Source organism: Mesorhizobium sp. M0001 (assembly GCF_040324255.1).
Lineage (GTDB): Bacteria > Pseudomonadota > Alphaproteobacteria > Rhizobiales > Rhizobiaceae > Mesorhizobium.
Map to the genome: position 1 here is coordinate 205,843 of NZ_JAMYVS010000005.1, position 24,928 is coordinate 230,770.

Below are 24,928 nucleotides of genomic sequence, written 5' to 3' on the forward strand. Positions count from 1 at the left end.
AAGCCACACACCTGTTGGCGGCGGGACAAGCCACTGGCATTGGCCACACCGATGGTTCAGAACTGTGGAGCCACCTAAGCAACGGTTCCGTATGTCCTCCATCCGCCCGCTGATCCCGCTCCTCATCGCCGCCGGCATCCTGCTTGGCGGCAACGGGCTGCAGGGCACGCTGATCGCGTTGCGCGGCGCGCAGGAAGGGTTTTCGGCCTCCGACATCGGCCTGATGGGCACGTTCTATTTCGCCGGCTTCCTGCTTGGTTGCCTCGCAGTCACCCGCATCCTCAAGGCAGTCGGCCATGTCCGGACGTTTTCAGCGCTCGCCGCCATCGCCGCGGCCAGTACGCTGCTCCTGGTGCTGATCATCGATCCGGTGATGTGGTGCGCGGTGCGCTTTGCCGGCGGTTTCTGCTTTGCCGGTCTGTTCACCGTCATGGAAGCCTGGCTGAACTCCGGCGTCGAAAACAAGGATCGTGCGCGCGTGCTGGCCATCTACCGCATGGTCGATATCGGCTCGGTGACCGGCGCACAGTTCCTGATCCCGATCTTCGGCCCCGGCGGCTTTGCCATCTTCGCCATCATGTCGATGATGATCACGCTGTCGCTGGTTCCGGTGTCGCTCGGCGACCGCTCCAACCCGACGCCGCCCGAAGACGTCAAGCTCGATCTCGCCCGCGTCTGGCGGATTTCGCCGCTCGGCTGCTTCGGCTGCATCTGCGTCGGCGTCACCAACAGCGCCTTCCGCACGCTGTCGCCGGTCTATGCCGAACAGATCGGCATGTCGGTGGCCGATGTCGTCACCTTCGTCAGCGTCGGCATCTTCGGCGGCGCCCTCATCCAGTATCCGCTGGGCTACCTCTCCGACCGCTGGGATCGGCGCGCGGTGCTTTTGGCCACGACATGCGGCGCCATGTTCGCCGCGCTGGCGCTGGTCTTCGTCGCCGGCGCCGATCCGACCCTCAATTTGATCATCGTCTTCATCTTCGGCAGCTTCGCCATGCCGCTCTATTCGCTATCGGCGGCGCATTCCAACGACCGCGCCGACAAGGGCGAGTTCGTGCTGATCAACGCCGCCTTGATGCTGTTCTATTCCTTCGGCGCCATTGGTGGCCCCTTCGCGGCGTCCGCAGTGATGCAACATTTCGGACCGGGCGCCCTGTTTGTCTTCAGCGCAGTCGTCTACGCCACCCTCATCGCCGTCATTCTCTACCGCATGCAGGTGCGCGGCAGCGTGCCGGCGGGCAAGCGCAGCCGCTTCACGGCGCTGCTGCGCACATCAACCGTCTTCGCGCGGCTGGCGCGCAGAAATGGCGATTCCGACGGATCGGCTGATACTTGACCGAAGGGCGGCTTGACGAAAGCGCCCATGGCTGAAATTGAAAGAGAACCTTACCCGTTACTAAAAAGCGATTTGATGCACGTCATCACCACCCAAAATGAGCTCGAGTCCGTTCTCGCCGCTTTTGAAAAGTCGGATTTCGTCACCGTCGACACCGAATTCATCCGCGAAACGACATTCTGGCCGATTCTGTGCCTGATCCAGATGGCGGCGCCAGGCGTCACCGCGCTGATCGACCCGCTGGCGCCCGACATCAACCTCGCCCCATTCTTCCGGCTGATGGCCAATGAAGCGGTGGTCAAGGTTTTCCATGCCGCGCGCCAGGACATTGAAATCATCGTCCATCTCGGCGATCTGGTGCCGCATCCGGTGTTCGACACCCAGGTCGCGGCCATGGTCTGCGGCTTCGGCGACAGCGTCTCCTACGATCAGCTGGTGCAGCGCATCACCGGCGCACGGCTCGACAAATCCTCGCGTTTCACCGACTGGCGCCACCGGCCGCTGTCGGACAAGCAGCTCGATTATGCGCTGGCCGACGTCACCCATCTGATCGACGTCTACAAGCACCTCAGCGCCGAACTGGAGCGGGAAAACCGCGCCCATTGGCTGAACGAGGAAATGGAGGTGCTGACTTCGCGCGAGACCTACGATCCGCACCCCGAGGATGCCTGGAAGCGGCTGAAGATGCGGCTGCGCAAGCCGCAGGAGCTGGCGATCGTGCAGACGGTGGCGGCATGGCGCGAACGCGAGGCGCGCGAGCGTGACGTGCCGCGCGGCCGGGTGCTCAAGGATGACGCCATATACGAGGTCGCCCAGCAGGCGCCGCGCGATGCGGCAGCCCTTGGCAAGCTGCGCACGACGCCGAAAGGCTGGGAGCGTTCGTCGACGGCTACCGCATTGCTCGGCGCGGTCAACACGGCGCTCGCTTTGCCCCGCGAAGAGATGCCGAAGCTGCCCAAGAGCTTTCAGCCGCCCGAAGGCTCCAATGCCGCCTCCGAGCTGTTGAAAGTGCTGTTGAGGATCGTCGCCGAGAAGGAAGGCGTCGCCTCGAAAGTGCTTGCGTCCAGCGATGACATCGACCGCATCGCCGCCGAGGGCGAGGATGCCGACGTGCCGGCCCTGCAGGGCTGGCGACGCGCCGTGTTCGGCGAAGCCGCACTGAAGCTGGTGCGCGGCGAAATCGGCATCAAGTTCGACAAGCGCAAGATCGCGGTGTTCGATTTGTAGACCCCCACCCCGCTCCGCTGCGCGGAGCGACCCTCCCCACAAGGGGGAGGGTAAACAACTGCCCTACACCGCTCCGAGCAGGTGTAGCGCGAACCAGATCCATGCCAGCAAGAGAATGATCGCGCCGACGTAGAAGGCGCGGCTGCGAAACCGCAGATTGTTGCTGGTGAGGTGGACCCAGGCGTGGCCATAGCGGGAAATCACGAAAATCCACATCAAGGCCAGGGTCAGATAATTGACGCCATTGGTCGCGTGCAGCGCCAGGCACAGCACATAGAACAGCACCGGCAGTTCGAACTGGTTGATGAGATTGTTGGCAACCGTGACGCTCGACCCGGGCTCGGTCGTGCGCACCTTGTATTGACCGACCTTGGCCTCGCCCGATTTGACCGCGCCGTAGCGGCGCCGGCCCATCACGACATAGACGATATAGACGAGCAACACCTGCGCCAGCATCGGCCAGAAAATCGCGGTCTGGCTCATGGCGTTGCCCCTGCTCTGTCGTTCATGCCTGTGGACGCCGCTGGGCGGCAAGGATCAAAAACGCGATGACGATGACGGGGATCGCCAGCAGCGCGAATTTGGTGACGATCAGCGACGAGGCGAAAGACAGAGAATCCGGGTTGGCCGACAGCGCATCGGACAAGAGCCGCGCCACCGCAATGTTCTGGGCGTAGTCGGCGCATGTGTAGGGCAGCACGATTACCAGCGCGAACAGCGCCTGAAGCTGCACCGGCATGGCACGAAAACTCTTCAGCCGCCGCCCGGTTGCCAGGATCAGGCTGACCATGGTCAGCGACAGCAGCGCCGGGAAGAGAAGGTCGAAAGTCAAATAGTGCCAGACCAGGATGATCTCGCTGCCGCGCCGGCCGAGTGCCGTCAGCCAGGCCATGCCCTCGTCGGGCGTGAACCCGCCAAGGCGCACGTCGAGCGACGGCAGGCCACCGCTCAGCCGGCGGAAATAGAAGAATTCCAGCAGCGTCATGATGATGAAAACCGCCGCGGCGGCAAAGCACAGCGCGCCGGCATGGCGCGCCAGCCGCAGCACGATCGTCGCCTGGTGGCGCCAGAGCATGTACCGCTCTGGCTGCCGGTCAGGCTCCGCCAGGATAGTTCGGGCTTTCGCGGGTAATCGTGACGTCATGGGCGTGGCTTTCACGAAGTCCGGCGTTGGATATGCGCACAAAGGTGGCGCGTTCGCGAAAATCGGCAAGGTCGCGGCCACCGACATAACCCATAGCGGCTTTTAGCCCGCCCGCAAGCTGGTGCAGCACGCCAGACACAGGTCCCTTGTAGGGCACCTGCCCTTCAATGCCTTCCGGGACCAGTTTCAGCGTGTCGCGAACCTCGGCCTGGAAGTAGCGATCGGCCGAGCCGCGCGCCATGGCGCCGACAGAGCCCATGCCGCGATAGGCCTTGAAGGAGCGGCCCTGATGCAGATAGACCTCGCCCGGGCTTTCGTCGGTGCCGGCCAGCAGCGAACCGATCATGGCCGCACTGGCGCCCGCGGCAAGCGCCTTGGCCAGGTCACCCGAATATTTGATGCCGCCGTCGGCGACGACCGACACGCCTGATCTATGCGCCGTCTCGACCGCCGACATGATCGCCGAAAGCTGCGGCACGCCGACGCCGGCGACGATGCGCGTGGTGCAGATCGAGCCCGGGCCGATGCCGACCTTGACGGCATCGGCGCCGGCGTCGATCAGCGCCTGCGTGCCTTCGGCGGTGGCGACGTTGCCGGCCAGGATGCGGACGGAATTGGAAAGCTTCTTGGCCCGCGTCACCGCATCGAGCACGCGCTGCGAATGGCCATGCGCGGTGTCGATGACCAGGAGGTCGACACCGGCATCGATCAACCGCTCGGCGCGCTCGAAGCCGTCATCGCCGACGCTGGTGGCTGCCGCCGCCCGCAGGCGCCCCTGCGCATCCTTGGTGGCGTGCGGGTTGAGCTGCGACTTCTCGATGTCCTTGACGGTGATCAGGCCGACGCAATTGCCGGACTTGTCCACGACGACGAGCTTTTCGATGCGGTGCTGATGCAGCAGCCGCTTGGCCTCGTCCTGGTCGACATTCTCCTTGACCGTGATCAGGTTCTCACGGGTCATCAATTCGTAGACTTTCTGCCCCGGATCGGAGGCGAAGCGCACGTCGCGGTTGGTCAGGATGCCGACGAGGCGGCCGATCTTCTGGCCGCCGGTGCCGCCATTCTCGACCACCGGAATGCCCGAGATGGAATAGGTGCGCATCAGCGCCAGCGCGTCGGCCAGGGTGGCGTCGGGGCCGATGGTGACCGGATTGATGACCATGCCCGATTCGAACTTCTTGACCTGACGCACCTGCTCGGCCTGTTCGGCCGGCGAGAAATTGCGGTGGATTACGCCGATGCCGCCGGCCTGCGCCATGGCGATGGCAAGCCTCGCCTCGGTGACGGTGTCCATGGCGGCCGACAGGATCGGCACGTTGAGGTCGATGTCGGTGGCGATGCGGGTGCGGATGTCGGTCTCACCGGGCATGACCTCGGAATGACCGGGCTGCAACAGCACGTCGTCAAAGGTCAGCGCCAGCGCGCCGGTGGACGTTTCGATGATTTTTGCCATGGCCAGTCCTCGGATACGAAAAGCGCCGGGAGAATACAAAAAAGCGCTGGACCGAAATGGACAGCGCCGACTCGTTTCTTCCCTTTCAGGATTGGCGCTGGCTGGTAACACGTCGCGGCGTGGTTGAAAAGCCGGTCGTGGCCTATTCGGCGGACTTGCCCAACAGGGCATCGAGCAAGACATGGCGCGGTGACGCGAAAGGATTGACGACCGTTACGCCGCCCCAGGTGAAGCCGTCCTGCAGATCTTCCGACAGCAGCAGCCGGCAACCGGTTTGCGAGGCAACAGACAGGATGGTCGCATCCCAGATGCCGAAATGGTGATCGGTCGCAAGATCAGCCGCGACCGTCATCACCTCCGGCGTCGTGCCGACAACCGGAAACGCGTCGCGCCAGCTCAACAGGGCGTCGCGCGCTTGTGCACGTGATCGTCCGGCCTTGCGTATGAGAACGGTGAACAATTCGCCGAGCACTTGGACTGGAATGACGGCTGCCTCTTGCGCAATGTCGTGCAGCAGGCCGAAAACGATGTCGCGCTTCTCGGCTCCGTTGATCCCCTCGGCATAAACAAGGATGTTGGTATCGAGCGCGACCTTCACCGCTCGTCCTCGTAAAGCTCGTCGCGGCTCCAGCGCCCGGCTTCTACAACAGGCTGGCGTTCGAGGCGCGACAGCAGCGCTGTGCGCGAACGAGACGCCGCAGGGTCGGGCTGCCCTGCAGGCACGATCCGCGCCACGGGGCGCCCATGGCTGGTCACGACATAGCTCTGTCCTTCGCGGACACCGCGCAGGAGGAGCGAGAATTTGCGGTTGGCGTCGGCTGCGGAAACGGCTTCTTCCATGGCATTGTCCATATAGTAGTTATATTCACTACAGCATAGTGAACCCGGTCAATTTTCGCAAGTTCATTCAATGTGGCGAAACGCAGCGACGCCTCTTGTCCGCCCACGGTCGCACAAAAGTGACAGCAAATTAATGCGACATCGCGCCTGAGGCGTGATAACCGCCCGTTTGTATCGGCTTGCCCGCCTTTTCATTGTTTGGATTGGCCGGCAGGCACATTTAGACCAGTTCGGACGCGTTCGTTGAACCGCATCATTCCGCTCATTCTGGCGGTCGCCTTGTTCATGGAAAACATGGATTCGACCGTCATCGCGACATCGCTGCCGGCGATTGCCGTCGACATCCACACCAGCCCGATCGCGCTCAAGCTGGCGCTGACCGCCTATCTGGTGGCGCTGGCGATCTTCATTCCGATCAGCGGCTGGATGGCCGACCGGTTCGGCGCCAAGACCATTTTTCGCGCCGCGATCGGCGTCTTCATCGTCGGCTCGGTCTGCTGCGCCATCTCCAATTCACTGCCGGCCTTTGTCGTCTCGCGCTTCCTGCAAGGCATAGGCGGCGCCATGATGACGCCGGTCGGCCGGCTGGTCCTGGTGCGCGCGACGCCGAAGAGCGAGCTGGTCGCGGCCATGTCGTGGCTGACGGTGCCGGCGCTGGTCGGCCCGCTTGTGGGACCACCGATCGGCGGCTTCATCACCACCTATTTCACCTGGCATTGGATCTTTCTGATCAACGTGCCGATCGGCCTGATCGGCATCTGGCTGGCGACGCGCTTCCTGCCGCAAACCGACTCGATGGAGACGCCGCCGCTCGATTTCGTCGGTTTCGTACTGAGCGGGCTGGCGGCCTCCGGCGTCATCTTCGGCCTGTCGGTGGTCAGCCTGCCCTATCTGCCGCCGGCGACCGGCCTCATCACCGTGGCGGTCGGGCTGATTTCCGGCGTGCTCTATCTCCTGCATGCGCGGCGCGCCAAGAACCCGCTGCTGGCGCTGGAACTGTTCCGCAACCCGGTGTTCCGCTCCTCGGTGCTCGGCGGCTCGCTGTTTCGCATCGGCATCGGCGCGGTGCCGTTCCTGTTGCCCCTGATGTTCCAGATCGGCTTCGGGCTGACGCCGTTCCAGTCGGGCATGATCACCTTCGTCTCGGCCATCGGCGCCATTGGCATGAAGTTCGTCACCGCGCTGATCTTCCGGCTCGCCGGCTTCCGCCGGGTGCTGATCTGGGGCTCGCTGATCGCCGCCGCATCGATCGCCATCTACGGCCTGTTCACGCCGGAGACGCCTTACGCGCTGATGCTGGCGATATTGCTGGTCGGCGGGTTTATCCGCTCGATGTTCTTCACCGGCGTCAACGCGCTCTCCTATGCCGAGGTGACGGCTGAAGACACCAGCAAGGCAACGCCGATCACGGCGGTGTTCCAGCAGTTGTCGATCGCGCTCGCCGTGGCGCTGGCCGGCGGCATCCTGGAAGTCTCGACCTCGATCCGTGGCGGACCGCTGGCGCTCGGCGATTTCCACATCGCCTTCTTCATCGTGGCGGCGGTGTCGGCGGCAGCGTCCGTGTCATTCATGCGGCTGGCGCCGGATGCCGGCAATGCCGTATCGGGACATGGCCGGCTGACGACGCCGAAGACGCTGGAGCCGGTGAGCACGGCTGGGAAGTAAGGGGCGGCGCGACGAAAATCGTCGACGTCGGCGATCCTTCACACCCCCCCTCTGGCCTGCCGGCCATCTCCCCCGCAAGGGGGGAGATCGGATATCACGCGGCTTTCGCCAATCTTGCAACTTTGAAGGAATGGCGAGGCGGTCGCAGCTGCCAATCTCCCCCCTTGCGGGCGAGATGTCCGGCAGGACAGAGGGACGGAGCGCTACGAAGCGTCTTTCACGCCGTGCCGTCTCTGCCCTTAAAATCCTTCGCCAGCAAATACAACTCCACCGACTCATCCCGCGACGCCGGCGGCTTCACGTGGTGCACCGAGCGGAAGTTCTTCTTGAGCATCGACAGCAGCTCGTTTTCGGCGCCGCCTTGAAACGTCTTGGCCAAAAAGTGCCCGCCCGGCTTCAGCACCGACAGCGCGAAATCGGCGGCCACCTCGCACAGATGCATGGTGCGGATGTGGTCGGTTCGCTTGTGGCCGGTGGTCGGCGCGGCCATGTCGGACAACACGATATCGGGGTCGCCGCCCAGCGCCTCGGCGAGCTTTTGCGGCGCTTCCGGGTCGAGGAAATCCATCAGCAGCACCGGCGCACCCGGCACCGCATCCATTTCGAGATAGTCGATGCCGATGACATGTGGATTATCAGCCGTCGATTTCGTCCTCGCGGCCGCCACCTGGCACCAGCCGCCGGGGGCCGCACCGAGATCGATGACCTTCATGCCGGGTTTCAGCAGATGATGCTTGTCATCGATCTCGATCAGCTTGTAGGCAGCGCGCGAGCGATAGCCGTCGGCCTTGGAGCGCTGGACATAGGGATCATTGATGTGGCGCTGCAGCCAGCGGCGCGACGATTCCTTCAGGCCGCTCTTCTTCTTGATCCGCGTTTTGAGGACACGAATGCTGGCGGAGCCCGGCTTTTCCGGCTTCTTGGTCATGACTTTTTTTCTTGTTTGAGTTTTTGCACTCGCCGAGTTGCCGCCGTTTTTCGGCGGCTTCGCGTTTCGCGAAGGGCTTCCCCCACTCCGTCGCCGCTTCGCGGCGCCACCTCTCCCCCCTCCGGAGGGAGAGGAAAGGCGCTGGTCTGCATAAGTTCGCGCCCTTCCTCTACCCCGTCGATCGGGGGAGAGGTGTCGAGCGAAGCTCGACGGAGTGGGGGTCGACCGTTCACCAAAGCAATGCGGATCATGCTCGGCCCCGCCCACTGTTGCGCCAGACGCCGTCATCGGCCATCAGCTCGCTCAAAATGCCTTCGCGTAAGCCCCGGTCGGCGACGCGCAGCCGCTCCGACGGCCACACCGCACGGATGGCTTCCAGGATAGCACAGCCGGCCAGCACAAGATCGGCACGGTCGGCGCCGATGCAAGGGTTGGCGCAGCGCTGCTGGAAGTCCCAGCCGACCAGTTTTTCGACCATGCGGTCGACGCTGTCGCGGTCCATCCACAGCCCATCGACGCGGCGGCGGTCGTAGCGTTCGAGATCGAGATGGACGCCGGCCAGCGTCGTCACCGTGCCGGATGTGCCCAGCAGATGGAATTTCGGACTGGCCAGCACATGGCTCAGCCGGTCGCGGCCGTCGAAGGCTTTCAGCCGCACCGCGACGTCGTCGACCATGGCGGCAAAGATCTCGCGCGTCACCGTGCGGCCGCCAAAGCGTTCGGCCAGAGAGACGACGCCGACCGGCAGCGAGGTCCACGACACGATGTGGTTGGCCAGCCGCGGCGAGCGCTGGCCGGTGAGGTCGATCAGCGCGATTTCGGACGAGCCACCGCCAATGTCGAACAGCACCACGCCTTGCGTGTCGCGCTCGATCAGCGAGCCGCAGCCGGATACAGCCAGACGCGCCTCGGTCTGGCGATCGATGATTTCCAGCTTCAACCCCGCCTCTCGTTCGACGCGCTGCAAAAATTCCACGCCATTGTCGGCGGTGCGGCAGGCCTCGGTGGCGATCAGCCGTGCCTTGCGGATCTTGCGGTTGCGCAATTTGTCGCCGCAGATCTTCAGCGCCTCGACGGCGCGGTCCATCGCCGCCTGGCTCAGGTGCCCATTCGCCGTCAGCCCCTCGCCCAGCCTGACGATGCGCGAGAAGGCGTCGATGACGCGGAACTGGCCATGGCGCTGCGGCACCGCGACCAAGAGCCGGCAATTGTTGGTGCCGAGATCGAGCGCGGCAAACACCGGCAGTTCCTGCATCGGCGGACGATGCATTGGCTGTTCCGGTCGGGATTGTGGCGCCGAGGGCAAAGGCACCGGCGCTGGAGCGGCCGGGCCGACGGAGGCCGGCGCACCAACCGCTGCGGCCGTTGCGAGAGGGCTGTCGTCGCGCGCAAAAACCTTGCGCCCACGCCGGCGCTTGCGCCGCTTTCTCGCCTTGCCTCGCTGATGCTGGGCTTCGCCGGCCTGTCCGTTGCCGGACTGAGGCCCCGCCTGGCGGGGCCACCCGGCGGATGGGCTTGGCCCGCCTGACGGCGGCGAAGCCCTGGACACGCCCACTTCCGGCGCGCCAGCGCCGGTGTCGTGGTCTTCCACTTCAGTTCCTTCCGGCGCCGCGCGAACCGGAAAACCGGACGCAGCAGGCGCTTAAAAATTTTAAGTTGCCGCCAGAGTAGCAGCGCCGGACCGGATCACCAAGAGCAAGGGGCCAAATTTTGCCGGCTGCGTCCTGCCACGTCCCCGCTGCTTTGCAGCGTCCCGGCGTTCGCTAGCCTTTTCATCTTGCCACTGGCACGACGAATTCGCCGTTGGCGAACCGGCTGCTCACCCTTGCCGGTTGAATAGCCGGCTTCAATGAGGCATTTCTGAAATGAGGGGGAATTGGTGAATCGCGGACGTTTTAACGCCCGCCTGGGCGATGGGCAGCAACACATGACGACAACTCCATGAATTGGGGGGGCACGAATTGGAAGCGCTATCTGTGGCCGGTCATCGGTGTCGCGGCGGTCATCGGGTCGCTGTTGTTGCTGTGGCATGAGTTGCGCGGCATCTCGATCGACGATGTCTGGGACGGCATATCAGCCATCCCGACGCGCGGCTGGGTGCTGGCGGCGCTGAGCTCGGTGGTCGCCTACGCCTCGCTTGCCGGCTACGACCACATTGCCCTTCTACATATCGGCAAGAAGGTGTCGTGGCTGTTCGTCACCTTCTGCTCCTTCACCACCTATGCGCTGTCGCACAACATTGGCGGCTCGGTGCTTTCGGGCGCGGTGATCCGCTACCGCGCTTATGGCACCAGGGGGCTCACCGGCCAGGATGTCGGCATATTGGTGGCGATCTGCTGGATCACTTTCGTGCTCTCCAGCCTGCTGGTCGGCGGCCTGGTGCTGGTGTTCGAGCCGCAGATCATCGGCCGCTTCTCCGGCGCGCCCCACCATGGGCTGGCGATCGCCGCCGGCATCGCTTTGCTCATTCTGGTCGGCGCCTATATCTTCGGCAGCTGGCTGCATCTGAAGCCGCTCAAGATCGCCGGTTTCCAGTTGCATTACCCGGCGCTGCCGATCGTGGCACGGCAATTGCTGATCGGCCCGATCGAGCTGCTGGCGGCAGCCGCGATCATCTTCTTTGCCCTGCCCGTGGCCGGCAATCCCGGCTATTTCGTTATCCTCGGCGTGTTCCTGGTGTCGTTCTCGGTTGCGCAGATCTCGCATGCGCCCGGCGGGCTTGGCGTGTTCGAGGTCGTGTTCCTCGCCGGCCTGTCGCAGATGGACCCGGTCGGCGTGCTGGCGGCACTTTTGGTGTTTCGCCTGTTCTACCTGATCATCCCGCTGCTGATCGCGCTCGGCGTGGTGCTGTTCTTCGAGCATTCGCAATACAGCCGGACGGAGAGCTGAGGATGATTGGGTGCGGCGCGCCACCCGGGCGTAATTGCCCCTATGAAACGCTGTGATTGAAACGCAGCTTAGGCTTGACTATTTTCCGGCGGCGGCTACAAGGCACGCGCGGCTGCTTCGGCGGCCCACCAGCGCGACAGCGCCTGCTGGGGAATAGGTTAACGGTAGACCCACGGACTCTGACTCCGTTAGTCCTGGTTCGAATCCAGGTTCCCCAGCCAAGGCACGTCATGCCCACTGACAGCCAGTACATCCTCGAACGCATCCGCCAGGGATGCGTGGAGTTGTCCGACGACGAGTTCGCCATCGACAGGCTGGCAAAATATGTCGGCAACGGGAGAATCCGCTGGCATGTCGAGTTCCGTGGGCATCGCATCGAGCTGACAACCGGCCAGATCAAGAAGCAGCCTACCTTTCGCAGGAAAATCCTCGAACAGGCTGGCGTTCTGCCGCCGCAGCGTGCCGGGGCCGATTACCGGCGATGGGCACTCGATCTCAGGCGGAATGCCATCGAGCTTCCCTGGCGCGACAGGCCGGTCGATGCCGGTTTTGCCATCGACAGGCTGACCAGCCACGGCGATGGGCGCTGGACGGTGGAATATCAGGGCAAGGCGATAAAATTCACGACGACGAAACTGCGCCGGCAACTCAGTTTCCGCAAACGCATGCTGGCCAAGGCCAAGGTGCTTCCGCCGGAATTGGCCCCGCCTGCCTATCGCAAGTGGATGGACTGGCTCATTCAAAACGCGACTGAGGCTGTGCCGCAGGCCGGCGAAGCCTCGATCACAGAGAAAAGCTGGCTTGACGACCTGCCGGAGCTGGCCGGCTGGGAAGATGAAGCGCCACCCGAGAATTGATTGGGTTCCAATGATCATGAAATCGAGCGATGCTTCTCCGGAACTGCGATTGGGCAGCGGACGTTCTGGGGATACAGACCGAGATCGGAAGCCTGCCAAAACTGCCCTGCAATAACCGCGTGCCAAGCCTGATATCCTCCGGCAGGAGTTTGCCGCCGAAGCCAGCGGCCGGCGCCGCTCATCAAGAGATTGCCTGAGGAGGCGCCGGCCAGGCGGGCATTGGGGTACCCGCCGACGCTACATTAGCATTCACGCATAGATTTGGTATGGCGCGAACGCGGAAGGCCGGCTGCCTTCACAGCAGCATTACCGCAATTTTTCCCAAGACCAGGAACCCGCAACGGTGCAAGGGTTGGAACGCCCAGCGTTTCGGCGCGGCTTGCCTGGAGACAATCATGGCGACGTTTCATCCGAAGGTCCGCCAGCCGACCGGGCGAAAGACATGGACCTGTATGGATGGTTGATCGGCAGTTGGGACTTGGAGACGCTCCACCACCGCAACGACGGCACAATTCAGAAATGGGATGGCGAGTGTCACTTTGGCTGGGTGCTCGAAGGCCGCGCCATTCAGGACATCTGGATCAGGCCCAGGCGCCCTGCCCCGTCCACCATGTATGGCACGACCTTGCGCGTCTTCGATCCCGGGATGGGTGGCTGGCACATCATCTGGAGCGATCCGCTCAACCAGGATTACTCGCGCCAGATCGGGCGGGCCGAAGGCAAGGACATCGTCCAGATGGGCGCCGACTCGCGCGGCCTGCAGGCTCGGTGGCGGTTCACCGAGATCACCGCCGGCAGCTTTCACTGGATCGGTGAGGAGAGACGAGCGGAGAGCGACCCCTGGCGCGTGACATATGAACATTTCGCGCGCCGGACGGGTTCCTGAAGCACGCTTGCGCATTCAGCCCCTCGTGCCTACGGGCGAGGTACGACCATAGATTAGCGATAGCTCAATTAACACCAAACCAGTATCTCAAAACCCGCCGGTACAAGCGCGCCCAAGAACCTTCATATGTACCGAGCGCGAACTGAGGCTAGACAAGTGAAGATTCCAATAGCATTGTTGGCACTGGGACGGGGCTCGACCGGCAAACGCAAACGATGCTTGTCGGTGGTTGGCAACTGCTAAACCGTACAGCCGTAATTGCCACGGCTGCGAGACCAAGGAGTCCCAAGGATGCCGAACTCAAGCCAAACCAGCGATCAATGGTGGGTCAACGACCAGACGCCGGACAACCCGTACGGCAAAAGCGAAGATTACGGGGCCTTCCTCACCTACCTTGGAGCGCTGGACCGGTCGATAACGCCGGCGATCGCGGCGGGAACGCTGAGGATAAATGTCTCCGAGCTCAATGACCATCCCGAATACAAGGCCGCCGCGATCGGCGCCTTGCAGATGTGGGCCAGTGTCACCCCGTTGAAGTTCGAAATCGTCGACAATGCACCATACAACAGCGCAACGGACTGGATGCAGGTTGTCAGCCCCGAACTGGGCGAAGAGGACGACGGCAGCGCCTATTCCAACGACCGCTATGTCAGCATCGGCCAGCGTTTCCACGACACCGAGGTCAACAAGACGGATATTGGCGGCTATGTCTTCGATTCCTTCATCCATGAATTCGGTCATGAGTTCGGGCTGAACCACCCCGGGCTCTACAATTACAGCGGCCCAGGCGGCGTACAGATCAATTATCTGAACAATGCGACCTGGACCTACGACCGTCAGCAATACAGCGTCATGTCCTATTTCGACGGGATCGATGTCGGTGAAACCAGCCGCTGGTCGGCGTCAACGCCGATGATGGCCGACATCGAGGCTGTCATCCGCCGCTTTTTCTCCACCGTCGACGAGAACGGCGTGCGCACCTATCAGCATATCGATCTCAACATGGGCGACAACGTCTACGGCTTCGGCAGTGCCGTGGACGGCTACCGGCTGACCTCCTCGGGCATGCAGCACGATATCGGTTTTGTCATCCATGACACCGGCGGAACCGACACGATCGACTTCTCCGGCTCGACGGCCGGCACGATCCTCGATCTGCGCGCCGGACAGTTCTCCAGCGTCAACGGCCACAGCAACAATGTGTCGATCTTTGCCGGGCACAACGCCGATGGCACCGACTATTACATCGAGAACGGCATCGGCAGCAGCTATGACGACGTCCTGATTGGCAATGACGGAGCCAACGTGCTGGATGGCCGCGGCGGCGGCGACCGCATGGCCGGCAATGGCGGCGACGACACCTACTTCGTCGATTCCCTCGACGACATCGTGCGCGAGGAAGCGAATGGCGGGAATGACACGGTCGTTCTGCTGAACCGGAACTTGAATATCCGGAAAATCGCCAACGTCGAACACATCATCTACGCCGACGAGTCGACACTCCAGCCTGGAGACGGCGGCACCGAAACCGCACCGACCATCGGCGACAACACGATGACCAGCGTCATCTTCGGCGACAATGGCAACAATACGCTCGACGGCGGCGCCGGCGACGACACGATCTTCGGCCAGGGCGGCGATGACCTCATCATCGGCGGCCGCGACTCGCTCGCCAGCCGCGACATCAACAACACCATCGATGTCGCCGACCTTCCAGACCAGACCGAGAGCGACGACGGCAATGACACGCTCTATGGCGGCCGCGGCAACGATACGATCCTCGGCGGCCAAGGCAACGACATCCTCGACGGCGGCGACGGCGACGATACGCTGAGCGGCCAGGATGGCGTCGATATATTCAGGGGCGGCGCCGGCGTCGACACGGTAGACTTCAGCAAGGAGAGCCCCTTCCAACTGCTCGTCAACCTCGAGACGAACGTTGCCAATGGCGGCACCGCCACCGGCGACACCTTCTACAGCATCGAAAACCTGATCGGCTCCGATGACCGCATCGACCGTTTCATCGGTACGTCGGCGGCAAATCATTTCTGGGGCCGGGGCGGCGGCGACTATTTCAACGGCGGCGGCGGCAACGACATACTGGATGGCGGCAATGACGGCGACATCCTGTACGGTGAAGCCGGCAACGACACGATCATCGGCGGCGCCGGCCAGGACTATCTGGATGGCGGCGCCGGCATTGATACGGTCGTCTACGAAGGCAGTTCCGCCGGCGTGACGATCGACCTCGCCAATGGCACGGCCAATGGCGGCGACGGCGATGGCCCGGTGCAGATCGTCGGGCGCGGCACCGTTATCCGGCACGACATCCTGGTCGGCTTCGAAAACGCCGTCGGGTCGTTCTTTGACGACCATCTCATCGGCAACGCCCAGGCCAACAAACTTTCCGGCGGCGCCGGCAACGACACGCTGACCGGCGGTGGCGGCGCCGATATATTGAATGGCGGCGCCGGCAGCGACACGGCGGACTACGCCGACGCGGCCAGCGGGCAAAACCTCAAACTGGGTGGCGGCAAATCCGGCGGCGACACCTATATCTCGATCGAAAATCTGGCTGGCTCGGGCTTCAACGATCACCTGACCGGCGATGGCGCGGCCAATGTGCTGACCGGCCAGGGCGGCGCCGACAAGATCGACGGCGGCGGCGGCGATGACACCCTGCTCGGCGATTTCGCCTATCAGGGCGATGCTCCGCCACGCCCGGGCATGGGCACCGGCTACGCCACGCTCGGACCGGACGCGACCAACAATTCGGTCTCGACCGCCTTCGACATCTCGAACAACTTCTCGCTGACCGCCGACCCCGACATCTTCGATTCGACGACCACCCTTCACACCACCGTCAATGCCACCGGAAACGGCTTGGGCGGATATTACAGCATCAACCTGGCGGCCGGCACGATCATCACCATCGACATCGATGGCATTGCCGACCCCAATGTCCATGACAGCATCGTCAGGGTGCTGGACAGCGATGGCAATATCGTCGCCCAGAACGACGATGGCGGCAACGACCCCGGCTCCAACAACGGCCGCGATTCGAGCACCAGCTTCATCGTTCAGGAAACCGGAACCTACTATATTGTGGAGGGCGAATGGTCGGACTCGGCTCCTGGCGATGGCTGGGTCGAATCCGTGCCGGAGGGCTCGACTTACAAGCTGAACGTGTCGGTCGAATTCCCGCCGGCACCAGCTCAGCCGGGCGTTGCGGGCGCCGATACGCTCAACGGCGGCGGCGGCAGCGACCTTTTGGATGGCGGGCTGGCTGCCGATACGCTGACCGGCGGCGCCGGCGACGACTATTTCCGCTTCTCGACAGAACTCGGGAACGGCAATATCGACTGGATCAAGGACTTCAAGGTCGCCGACGATACGATCCTGCTGGACAACCTCATCTTTGCCAGCGTTGGCGGCGACGGCGCCCTCGCTTTGGGCTCATTCTACAAGAGCGCAGCCGGTGCTGCTCATGATGCCGACGACCGCATCATCTACGACACCGACAGTGGAATATTGTCTTACGACGCCGATGGTTCCGGACAGGGAGCAGCCGTTCAGTTTGCACACCTGAACACAAATCTGGATCTTTCGGCTGCAGACTTCATTGTCATCTAACGCGTTGCCGGGGGAGGGGTGCCGTCAGGCTCCCCTCCCGCATACCCCAGCGCAGTGAAAAGGGAGAGGACGCGATGACCGACCGCCGCACAGTGTTAATGGCCGCCGGAGTTGCGGCAGTCGCCGCGGCCACCGGGGCAGCGGCAGCGCAATCGCCAGATATTCGCGCGCCAGATATTCGCGCAACAGATATTCGCGGCGCCGTCACCTTTGTGGGCGGCAAGGCTATCCCGGAAGGTCATCTTGATATCTATCTTGAGGATCCCGCCATTCAGGACAGTGGGCGACGCCGCGCCGCCAAAACCAGCCTCAAGAGCGAGGGCGGCTCAAAGACCATAGAATTTTCCTTGCCCCTGCCCGCAAGCTCGACCGCTTCACCAACGCTGCAGGTCGTTGCGCGCCTGGAGCGTGCGGACGGCTGGCTGGTGGCGCGGGGCAGCGCGCAGTTCCAGGCCGGCTTGCCCGTCCATGTCACACTCAAGGCAGTTATCTATTGAAGGGACGAGATGCCATATCCTGATTGCGAGCCTGCATGCAGCTGACGCCATCGACGCCGCTTACGCTGGTCGGAATCCTGGCGTCCTTTCGACGTGCGTTTTCGGGCATCGTCCTGATGAGCGGGGTCGTCAACGTGCTGACCCTGACCGGCTCGTTCTTCATGTTGCAAGTCTATGACCGCGTCGTTCCGGGTCGCAGCGTGCCGACGCTGGTCGGCCTGGCGGTGCTTGCGGGAACATTGTTCGTGTTTCAGGGAGTGCTGGAGCTGATCCGCTCTCGCCTCATGGTGCGGCTGGGACAGGGGTTGGACGCAAAGCTGAGCCCGTCGGTCTATTCGGCGCTGATGCGCCTGCCGCTGCGCGCCAAGCCTTCCGGCGACGGGCTGCAACCCCTACGGGATCTCGATCAGGTCCGCTCCTTTATCGGCAGTGCCGGACCGACCGCTTTGTTCGACCTGCCATGGATGCCGCTCTATATCGGCATCTGTTTCATTTTTCATTTCTGGATCGGCGTTACCGCGCTTGCCGGCGCCGTTGTCCTGTTTGCACTGACGCTTCTGGCCGAATTCCGGACCCGCGGCCCGACAAGGATCGCCGGACAGCACGCGGCCGTTCGCAGCACGTTGGCCGAGGCGACAAGGCGCAATGCCGAAGCCATGCAGGCCATGGGTTTTGGCGGGCGTATCGCCGAGCGGTGGTCTGCCGTCAATGCCGAGTACCTGAACGCCCATGCGGCGGCCAGCGATGTCGCGGGAACGCTTGGCACGATTTCCAAGATCCTGCGGTTGATGCTGCAATCGGCAATGCTGGCGATCGGCGCTTATCTGGTCATCCAGCAAGAGGCGACCGGCGGCATCATGATCGCAAGCTCGATCATGATGGGCAGGGCGCTGGCTCCGATCGAACTGGCGATAGCGCATTGGAAGGGCTTCATTTCAGCGCGGCAAAGCTGGGCACGCCTGAAGCAGCTTCTGTCCGCGCTGCCGGAAGGCGCAACCGGCGTGACCCTGCCCGCGCCTGTCAGCGCGCTGGCGGTCGAGAATGTCAGTGTCGCCCCGCCGGGCGAACGCACGCCGGTGGTGTGGGATGCAAGTTTTTCACTGGCCAGGGGAGCAGGCCTGGGGGTCATCGGCCCGAGTGCTTCCGGCAAATCATCGCTGGTGCGTACGCTTGCAGGTGTCTGGCTTCCGGCGCGCGGCGCCGTGCGGCTGGACGGCGCGACGCTTGACCAGTGGCCGGCCGACGAGCTGGGTAAACATATCGGCTATCTGCCGCAGGATGTGCAGTTGTTCGACGGCACGATTGCGCAGAACATCGCCCGCTTCGACCCGGATGCGTCGTCCGATATGGTGCTTGCGGCAGCCAAGGCCGCCGGCGTGCATGATCTCGTCGTGCATCTGGCCGACGGTTACGACACAAAGGTTGGCGAAGCCGGCGCCTCGCTGTCGGCGGGGCAACGCCAGCGTGTCGCCCTTGCCCGCTCTCTTTATGGCGATCCCTTCCTGGTCATCCTGGACGAGCCGAATTCCAATCTCGACTCGGAGGGTGAAGTGGCCTTGTCCGCCGCCATCCAGGGCATCAGGGACCGCGGCGGCATCGTTATCGTCGTTGCGCACCGATCCAGTGTGCTGGCCAATGTCGACACCGTGCTGGTGATGGCCAATGGCCATGTGCAGGCCTTCGGTCCGAAGGACGAGGTGCTGAACAAGGTCTTCCGATCGGCGGCACCGCTCAAGGTCGTTGCCGCCACGGAAAGAGGCGTTCCTGCATGAGCGAGGACAGAAGCGCTTTGCATCATCGGCAGGTCCGCCGCTATCTCGTGGCTGGCGTTGCTACCTGTCTGCTGCTTGTCGGAGGTGTTGGCGGTCTGGCGGCGGTGACCAAGATGTCGGGTGCGGTGATCGCAGCTGGCCGGCTGGTGGTCGATTCCAATGTAAAGAAGGTTCAGCATCCGACGGGCGGCGTGGTCGGCGAGATCAGGGTGCGTGAAGGCGACCGGGTCAAGGCGGGCGATATTCTGGTGCGGCTGGATGAAACGACAACACGCGCCAATCTGGCGATCGTCTCAAAAGGTCTGGATGAGTTTTATGCACGGTTGGCGCGCCTGGAGGCGGAGCGTGACGGCAAGGACACGATCAGCTTTCCGGACGTTTTGACATCGCGGCGCGACGAAGCCGGTGTCGCCGCATCGATGGCCGGAGAACAATCGCTGTTCGATTTCCGGCACCAGGCGCGGTCTGGCCAGCGATCGCAATTGCGCGAACGGATCGCGCAGTTGAAGCAGGAGAGTGCCGGCCTGACCGAGCAGCTGCAGGCGAAACGCCGCGAGATCGAGCTGATCCAGATCGAGCTGGAAGGTGTGCGGTCGCTCTGGCATCGCAAGCTGATAGGAATCGACCGCATGACGTCGCTGGAACGGGACGCGGTGCGGCTCGAAGGCGAGCATGGCCAGTTGACCGCGGGAATTGCCCAGGTGAAAGGCAAGGCGTCCGAGATCGAACTGCAGATCATCCAGATCGACCAGGATCTTCGCAGCGAGGTCGCGACCGATTTACGCGATACCCAGGGAAAGATCTCCGAGTTCGTCGAACGCAAGGTAGCGGCCGAGGACCAGTTGAAGCGCATCGATCTGCGCAGCCCGCAGGATGGCGTGGTGCTGCAGTTGGCGGTGCATACGATCGGCGGGGTCATCACCCCCGGCGAACAGGTGATGCAGATCGTACCGGTGACGGACGACCTGACCGTTGAAGCGCATATCGCACCGCAGGATATCGACCAGGTGACGATGGGCCAGAATGCGATTTTGCGCCTGTCGGCGTTCAATCGGCAAACCACGCCGGAGCTGACCGGGACGCTGTCGCGGATCTCGGCCGATCTCACCGTCGAAGAGCGCACCGGAGCAGCCTTCTATGTGGCGCGGGTGACGCTGCCGAAAACGGAGGTCGCCAAGCTGCGCGGGCTGGCGCTGGCGCCGGGCATGCCGGCCGAGGTGTTCTTCCCGACGGGCGACCGGACGATGCTTTCCTATCTGGTGAAGCCGCTGTCGGATCAGATCCAGAAAGCTTTCCGGGAAGAGTGAAGCCGCACGTTTGAGAGCTGAAGCCTCGGGACCGGCTGGTTGCCGGTCCCCAAGGGGTAGCCCCTACTCCGCCGCCTCGTAGCCGGCGATGCCCTTGATCTCGAGGAAATCCTCGAGGCCGTATTCGGCGTATTCGCGACCGTTGCCGGATTGCTTGTAGCCGCCGAAGGGCAGGCCGGCGTCCCATTGGGGATAGTTGATGTAGACGTTGCCGGTGCGCATGCGGGCGGCGACTTCGCGGGCCTTCTGAATGTCCTTGGCCTGAATGTAGGAGGCCAGGCCATAGACGGTGTCGTTGGCGGTGCCGATCGCCTCTTCCACTGTGTCGTAAGGCATGATCGCCAGCACCGGTCCGAAGATTTCCTCGCGTGCGATGCGCATGTCGGGCGTGACATCGCCGAACACGGTCGGGCGGACATAGTAGCCGCGGTTGAGTTCGGCCGGACGGCCGGGGCCACCGGCAACGAGCGTCGCGCCTTCATCTATGCCGGCCTGGATCAGGTCCTGGATCTTGTCGAACTGGATCTGGCTGACCACCGGGCCGAGCTTGGTACCGGCCGCATCGGCCGGGCCGACGGTCAATTTTTCGGCCGCCGTCTTGGCGTAGCCGGTCGCCTCGTCGTGGCGGTCGCGCGGCACGAACATGCGGGTCGGCGCGTTGCAGGACTGGCCCGAGTTGCTGAAGCAGCCGGCGACGCCCTTGCTGACGGCCTTTTCAAGATCGACATCGGGAAACAGGATGTTGGCCGACTTGCCGCCAAGCTCCTGATGCACGCGCTTGACCGTGTCGGCGGCCGCCTTGGCGACCAGGATGCCGGCGCGAGTCGAACCGGTGAACGACATCATGTCGACATCGGGATGGCTGGACAGCGCCTGGCCGACGCCCGGGCCGACGCCATTGACGAGGTTGAAGACGCCCTTGGGAACGCCGGCCTCGTCGATGATTTCGGCAAAGATGATGGCGTCGAGCGGCGCGATTTCCGAGGGCTTCAGCACCATGGTGCAGCCGGCGGCGAGCGCAGGACCGACCTTGCAGGTGATCTGGTTCAGCGGCCAGTTCCACGGCGTGATCAGGCCGACGACCCCGATCGGCTCCTTGACGATCAGCGACGAGCCCTTGACGTGGCGGAATTCGAACGACTTCAGCACCTCGGCAATCTTCCGCAGATGTGCCAGGCCGATGCCGACCTGGCTGTCGAGTGCCATCTGGCGCGGCGCGCCCATCTCGCGCGATACGGCCAGCGCCAGATCGGCGCTGCGCTTCTTGTAGACCTCGATTATGCGGTTGAGGATATCGAGGCGCTCCTCGACCGAAGTGAAGCCGAATGTCTCGAAGGCGCGCTTGGCGGCCGCAACCGCCTTGTCGACATCGGCCTTTGAGCCGAGCGAAATCTGCGCGAAAGCATCTTCGTTTGACGGGTCGATGACGTCGAGTGTGCTGGGCACGACAGGATCGACCCACACGCCGTCGATATAGAACTGCAGATTGTGTGACACGGGCTTCTCCTCGGGGGATTTCTGAATTGATGGGGGCGATCGCCAGATCGTCGTATCGGGGATAACGATGGGGCAAGAGCGATGTCAAACGCAAGGGCGGGCGATTGAGCCTACGGCTACAGAAGCGTGTGCCCCGCCGCGACCAGAAGCCCCCTTGCCGCGGCTTCATCCTTGGCTTTGACGAGCAGATGGTCACCATCGAAGGTGGATACCAGAAAAATGCCGAGTTCGCTTTCCGACAATGGCTTTATCACCGACAGGACGATGCCGGTTTCGTCGAAGGCAAAGGGACCTTGGAGTTTCAGGGCGACCCAGTCCCTGTCATGCTTCACCCCGTCCGGCACCCGATCCTGCAGGCAGACGACCGAAAGCTCGTCCTCTGTCCTGGTGATGCTGACGAAGCCCGGCCCGTCCGCCCAGCCGGGAATGCTGTCTTTTGCTTCGAGGCGCGAAACCGCATACCGCCCCGTGAGCGGCTTCAACCGGACCCTGACTGCCATCCGATCCTCCCTGTTATCGGCCATCACCCAGTTTCTTGCTCATATAGACCGTCATGCCGTTCATGAACGGCTCCTCCCGGTCGATCGTATAGCCATGCCGTTTGTACAACAACACATTGGCCATGAAGGCGCCGTTGGTCAGCAGGCGCAGCTCGAAGCAGCTGGCCTCCAGCGCCTTCTGCTCCGCCCGTTCCAGCAACAGCCGGCCGATGCCCCTGCCCTGCGCCTGTGGCGCGACGCAGACATTCTCGATCCAGAGATGATCGTCGGCCGGGATGGTCTCGATCATGCCGACGATGCGGCCATTTTCGATGGCGAGATCGAACGGATGTTCGGCGACCGCCTTGTCATAGTCGGCGCGCATCGGCAGCGGCTCGCGGCCGATCAGAGGCACCCATTTGGCATAGGCGGCACGCACAATGTCCCTGATGGCGGCAGCGTCCGCCGGTTGGGCCGGCCGAAACAGGATGGAAGAATTGGACATGGCAAAGGCTCCAGACATGAAAACCCCGCCGGCAGACGTCGCGGGCGGGGCTGGAACGAACGAACCGACTTAGTGTGCCGGTCTTTGTCGTCGCGCCTTGCCGCTCCGCACTGTGCAGAGGCGACGTCGCTGGGCGATGGCGAGCGAGAAAATGGACATGACGCCACGCTGGAGTGCAAGACGCAGAGCGTCAAGCTGCATAACCGAGCCAGTCATCATGTTTGCATGGCACAGGCAAGATTGAAGGCATTGCCGACCGTTCGCAAAGATCGATCATTTCAATAAGAACAATTCGTTGGAAAGATCGATTCTGGAATGACATTCTCCTGAGGTACTTGCCTGGAGAATTGCATTGTCTGCCGCCGCCCAACTAGCGAACGATATTCCGATCAGCATGATTTCCGCCGACCTGCCCGTGGGCCGGAAGCGGCTCGATTCCGTGTGGAATGGCGTCATCCCCGGGATCGTGCTGGTGGCGATGATCACGGGGGTGGCCTTCTCGGCCCATAATGTCTCCGGCTTCGCGCTGTTCAGCCCGATGATCCTCGCCGTCGTCGCCGGCATGATCTATTCCAACGTGCTCGGCACGCCCGCCCACGCCAAGGCCGGCATTGCCTTCTCGCAGAAGCGCCTGCTGCGCTTTGCCATCGTGCTGCTCGGCTTTCAGCTGACGCTCGGCCAGGTCGTCTCCATCGGCGACGGCGGCGTCGGCATCGTGGCGCTGACCCTTGGAGCGACCTTCGTCTTCACCATTACGCTTGGCCGGCTGATCGGCGTCGACGCCAAGCTGGCGCAACTGATTGCCGCCGGCACTTCGATCTGCGGCGCTTCGGCCATTGTCGCCACCAACATCGTCACCGATGCGCGCGACGAGGACGTCACCTACGCCGTCGCCTCGATTACGCTGTTCGGCACCGTCTCCATGCTCGGTTTGCCGCTGCTGGCGCCGGTGCTCGGTCTCGACCAGCACGCATTCGGCCTGTGGGCCGGCGCCTCGATCCATGAGGTGGCGCAGGTCATCGGCGCCGGCTTCCAGAACGGCGCCCAGTCCGGCGAGATTGCCACCGTCGCCAAGCTGACCCGCGTCGCCATGCTGGCGCCGATGGTCGTCGCGCTCGGCCTGATGGCGCGCCGCAAGAGCAATGGCGATCGCCCAAGCGACCAATCCGGTGCGCGGCCGCCGATGCCGTGGTTCGTCGCCGCTTTCATCGCCGTCGTGGCGCTGAACAGCCTGGTTGCCGTGCCGGCCGAAGTGAAGTCGGCCATGGCGTTCGCCACCACCATCATGCTGACCATGGGGCTCGCCGCCATGGGTCTGCAGGCCAACATTTCGCAACTGCGCTCGCGCGGCCTTCGCCCGCTGGCGCTCGCCTTCTGCGCCTTCCTGTTCATCGGCGGCTTCAGTCTGATGCTGGTGAAGTTCGCTTAGTCCTCGAACGAACTCGCCGCGACATAGATCGCGGCAAGCGCCTCGATGCCGGCCTGGTCGTCCTTGTCGAAGCGGCTGGGCGTCGGGCTGTCGAGGTCGATCAGGCCGAAGACGCCGTCACTGTCCCTCAGCAGCACGACGAGTTCCGAGCGCGAGTCGGCGTCGCAGGCGATGTGGCCGGCAAACTCGTGCACATCCTTGACCAGCATCGACATTTCGAGATCGATCGCGGTGCCGCACACGCCCTTGCCGACGGCGATGCGCACGCAGGCCGGCTTGCCCTGGAACGGTCCAAGCACCAGCTCCTCGTCGGACGCCAGGAAATAGAAGCCGGCCCAGTTGAGATCGGGCACCATCTGGAAGATCAGCGCCGATGTGTTGGCGGCGTTGGCGACGGAGTCGCTCTCGCCTTCCAGCAGCGCCTTCAACTGGGTGGCCAGTTCGCGGTAGAAGGCTGGCTTGTTGGTGCTGTCGATGCTCTGGGCCGCAAACATGGCGTCGTCTCCATTGCCGGCGGGCCAAAAAGCCCGCTACATTTCCTGTCTGCCACCAATGACGCTCCCGGGAAATACACAATTGTGAAT

At 63.3% G+C, this 24,928-nt stretch carries 22 protein-coding genes and 1 tRNA gene; 12 read left to right on the forward strand and 11 right to left on the reverse strand.

Annotated elements, in window-relative coordinates; genetic code table 11:
- Positions 1–91: 91 nt before the first annotated feature.
- The gene (locus tag NKK50_RS16570) at positions 92–1,336 is read left to right on the forward strand and encodes an MFS transporter (RefSeq protein ID WP_023689528.1); all 1,245 of its coding nucleotides are present in this window, start codon (positions 92–94) and stop codon (positions 1,334–1,336) included.
- Between the two features lie 75 nt (positions 1,337–1,411).
- The gene (gene rnd / locus NKK50_RS16575) at positions 1,412–2,563 is read left to right on the forward strand and encodes a ribonuclease D (protein WP_023682426.1); all 1,152 of its coding nucleotides are present in this window, start codon (positions 1,412–1,414) and stop codon (positions 2,561–2,563) included.
- Between the two features lie 63 nt (positions 2,564–2,626).
- Here rnd and NKK50_RS16580 read toward each other — a convergent pair whose 3' ends face one another.
- The 5 genes from NKK50_RS16580 to NKK50_RS16600 all read right to left on the reverse strand — a co-directional run bounded on the left by NKK50_RS16580 (position 2,627) and on the right by NKK50_RS16600 (position 6,000).
- On the reverse strand, positions 2,627–3,046 hold the full coding sequence (locus NKK50_RS16580; protein ID WP_023673032.1) for an MAPEG family protein: 420 nt from the start codon (positions 3,044–3,046) through the stop codon (positions 2,627–2,629).
- 22 nt (positions 3,047–3,068) lie between these two features.
- Positions 3,069–3,638, reverse strand: a complete 570-nt coding sequence (locus tag NKK50_RS16585) for a hypothetical protein (RefSeq protein ID WP_023673033.1) — start codon at positions 3,636–3,638, stop codon at positions 3,069–3,071.
- 19 nt (positions 3,639–3,657) lie between these two features.
- Entirely contained in the window at positions 3,658–5,160 is a 1,503-nt protein-coding gene (guaB, locus tag NKK50_RS16590) for an IMP dehydrogenase (protein WP_023673034.1), read from the reverse strand.
- Between the two features lie 142 nt (positions 5,161–5,302).
- On the reverse strand, positions 5,303–5,758 hold the full coding sequence (locus tag NKK50_RS16595) for a PIN domain-containing protein (RefSeq protein ID WP_352543657.1): 456 nt from the start codon (positions 5,756–5,758) through the stop codon (positions 5,303–5,305).
- Entirely contained in the window at positions 5,755–6,000 is a 246-nt protein-coding gene (locus tag NKK50_RS16600; protein ID WP_023673036.1) for a type II toxin-antitoxin system Phd/YefM family antitoxin, read from the reverse strand. The genes NKK50_RS16595 and NKK50_RS16600 overlap by 4 nt, the downstream gene beginning before the upstream one ends.
- A gap of 243 nt (positions 6,001–6,243) precedes the next feature.
- Between NKK50_RS16600 and NKK50_RS16605 the strand changes: the two genes are divergently transcribed.
- Positions 6,244–7,665 (forward strand): MFS transporter, encoded by a 1,422-nt coding sequence (locus NKK50_RS16605; protein WP_352543658.1) that lies wholly within the window; start codon positions 6,244–6,246, stop codon positions 7,663–7,665.
- A 217-nt stretch (positions 7,666–7,882) separates the two neighbouring features.
- On the opposite strand, the gene NKK50_RS16610 is transcribed toward NKK50_RS16605, so the two are convergent.
- Together NKK50_RS16610 and NKK50_RS16615 are read right to left on the reverse strand one after the other, a co-directional pair.
- Entirely contained in the window at positions 7,883–8,593 is a 711-nt protein-coding gene (locus NKK50_RS16610; protein ID WP_023694903.1) for an RlmE family RNA methyltransferase, read from the reverse strand.
- A 247-nt stretch (positions 8,594–8,840) separates the two neighbouring features.
- On the reverse strand, positions 8,841–10,184 hold the full coding sequence (locus tag NKK50_RS16615) for a Ppx/GppA phosphatase family protein (protein ID WP_023834264.1): 1,344 nt from the start codon (positions 10,182–10,184) through the stop codon (positions 8,841–8,843).
- A gap of 350 nt (positions 10,185–10,534) precedes the next feature.
- Here NKK50_RS16615 and NKK50_RS16620 point away from each other — a divergent pair, with 350 nt between their 5' ends.
- From NKK50_RS16620 to NKK50_RS16655, 8 genes are all read left to right on the forward strand, one after another.
- The gene (locus NKK50_RS16620; RefSeq protein WP_023834265.1) at positions 10,535–11,482 is read left to right on the forward strand and encodes a lysylphosphatidylglycerol synthase domain-containing protein; all 948 of its coding nucleotides are present in this window, start codon (positions 10,535–10,537) and stop codon (positions 11,480–11,482) included.
- Between the two features lie 147 nt (positions 11,483–11,629).
- Positions 11,630–11,703: transfer RNA gene (locus tag NKK50_RS16625), tRNA-Gln, on the forward strand.
- A gap of 9 nt (positions 11,704–11,712) precedes the next feature.
- On the forward strand, positions 11,713–12,339 hold the full coding sequence (locus NKK50_RS16630) for a hypothetical protein (protein WP_031204235.1): 627 nt from the start codon (positions 11,713–11,715) through the stop codon (positions 12,337–12,339).
- 442 nt (positions 12,340–12,781) lie between these two features.
- Complete coding sequence (locus tag NKK50_RS16635; protein WP_245274163.1) at positions 12,782–13,225, forward strand: hypothetical protein; 444 nt, start codon at positions 12,782–12,784, stop codon at positions 13,223–13,225.
- Positions 13,226–13,516: 291 nt separating this feature from the next.
- A complete protein-coding gene (locus tag NKK50_RS16640; protein WP_023834267.1) occupies positions 13,517–16,858 on the forward strand; it encodes a M10 family metallopeptidase C-terminal domain-containing protein in 3,342 nt (1,113 codons plus the stop codon).
- Positions 16,859–16,932: 74 nt separating this feature from the next.
- Complete coding sequence (locus NKK50_RS16645) at positions 16,933–17,355, forward strand: hypothetical protein (protein WP_352499233.1); 423 nt, start codon at positions 16,933–16,935, stop codon at positions 17,353–17,355.
- 35 nt (positions 17,356–17,390) lie between these two features.
- Positions 17,391–19,127: a type I secretion system permease/ATPase gene (locus tag NKK50_RS16650; protein ID WP_023698050.1), complete on the forward strand. Its 1,737-nt coding sequence runs from the start codon at positions 17,391–17,393 to the stop codon at positions 19,125–19,127.
- The gene (locus NKK50_RS16655; protein ID WP_023700598.1) at positions 19,124–20,434 is read left to right on the forward strand and encodes an HlyD family type I secretion periplasmic adaptor subunit; all 1,311 of its coding nucleotides are present in this window, start codon (positions 19,124–19,126) and stop codon (positions 20,432–20,434) included. Before NKK50_RS16650 ends, NKK50_RS16655 begins: the two co-directional genes overlap by 4 nt.
- Before the next feature lie 63 nt (positions 20,435–20,497).
- On the opposite strand, the gene NKK50_RS16660 is transcribed toward NKK50_RS16655, so the two are convergent.
- The 3 genes from NKK50_RS16660 to NKK50_RS16670 form a co-directional block, all read right to left on the reverse strand.
- Positions 20,498–21,931 (reverse strand): aldehyde dehydrogenase family protein, encoded by a 1,434-nt coding sequence (locus NKK50_RS16660; protein ID WP_352543659.1) that lies wholly within the window; start codon positions 21,929–21,931, stop codon positions 20,498–20,500.
- A 116-nt stretch (positions 21,932–22,047) separates the two neighbouring features.
- The gene (locus NKK50_RS16665) at positions 22,048–22,431 is read right to left on the reverse strand and encodes an ACT domain-containing protein (RefSeq protein WP_023705798.1); all 384 of its coding nucleotides are present in this window, start codon (positions 22,429–22,431) and stop codon (positions 22,048–22,050) included.
- A gap of 13 nt (positions 22,432–22,444) precedes the next feature.
- On the reverse strand, positions 22,445–22,915 hold the full coding sequence (locus NKK50_RS16670) for a GNAT family N-acetyltransferase (protein WP_023742718.1): 471 nt from the start codon (positions 22,913–22,915) through the stop codon (positions 22,445–22,447).
- A 394-nt stretch (positions 22,916–23,309) separates the two neighbouring features.
- On the opposite strand from NKK50_RS16670, the gene NKK50_RS16675 reads away from it, so the two are divergent.
- A complete protein-coding gene (locus tag NKK50_RS16675; protein WP_352544737.1) occupies positions 23,310–24,344 on the forward strand; it encodes a YeiH family protein in 1,035 nt (344 codons plus the stop codon).
- Here NKK50_RS16675 and msrC read toward each other — a convergent pair.
- On the reverse strand, positions 24,341–24,838 hold the full coding sequence (gene msrC, locus NKK50_RS16680; RefSeq protein ID WP_023824573.1) for a free L-methionine (R)-S-oxide reductase MsrC: 498 nt from the start codon (positions 24,836–24,838) through the stop codon (positions 24,341–24,343). The genes NKK50_RS16675 and msrC overlap by 4 nt on opposite strands.
- Positions 24,839–24,928 lie beyond the last annotated feature (90 nt).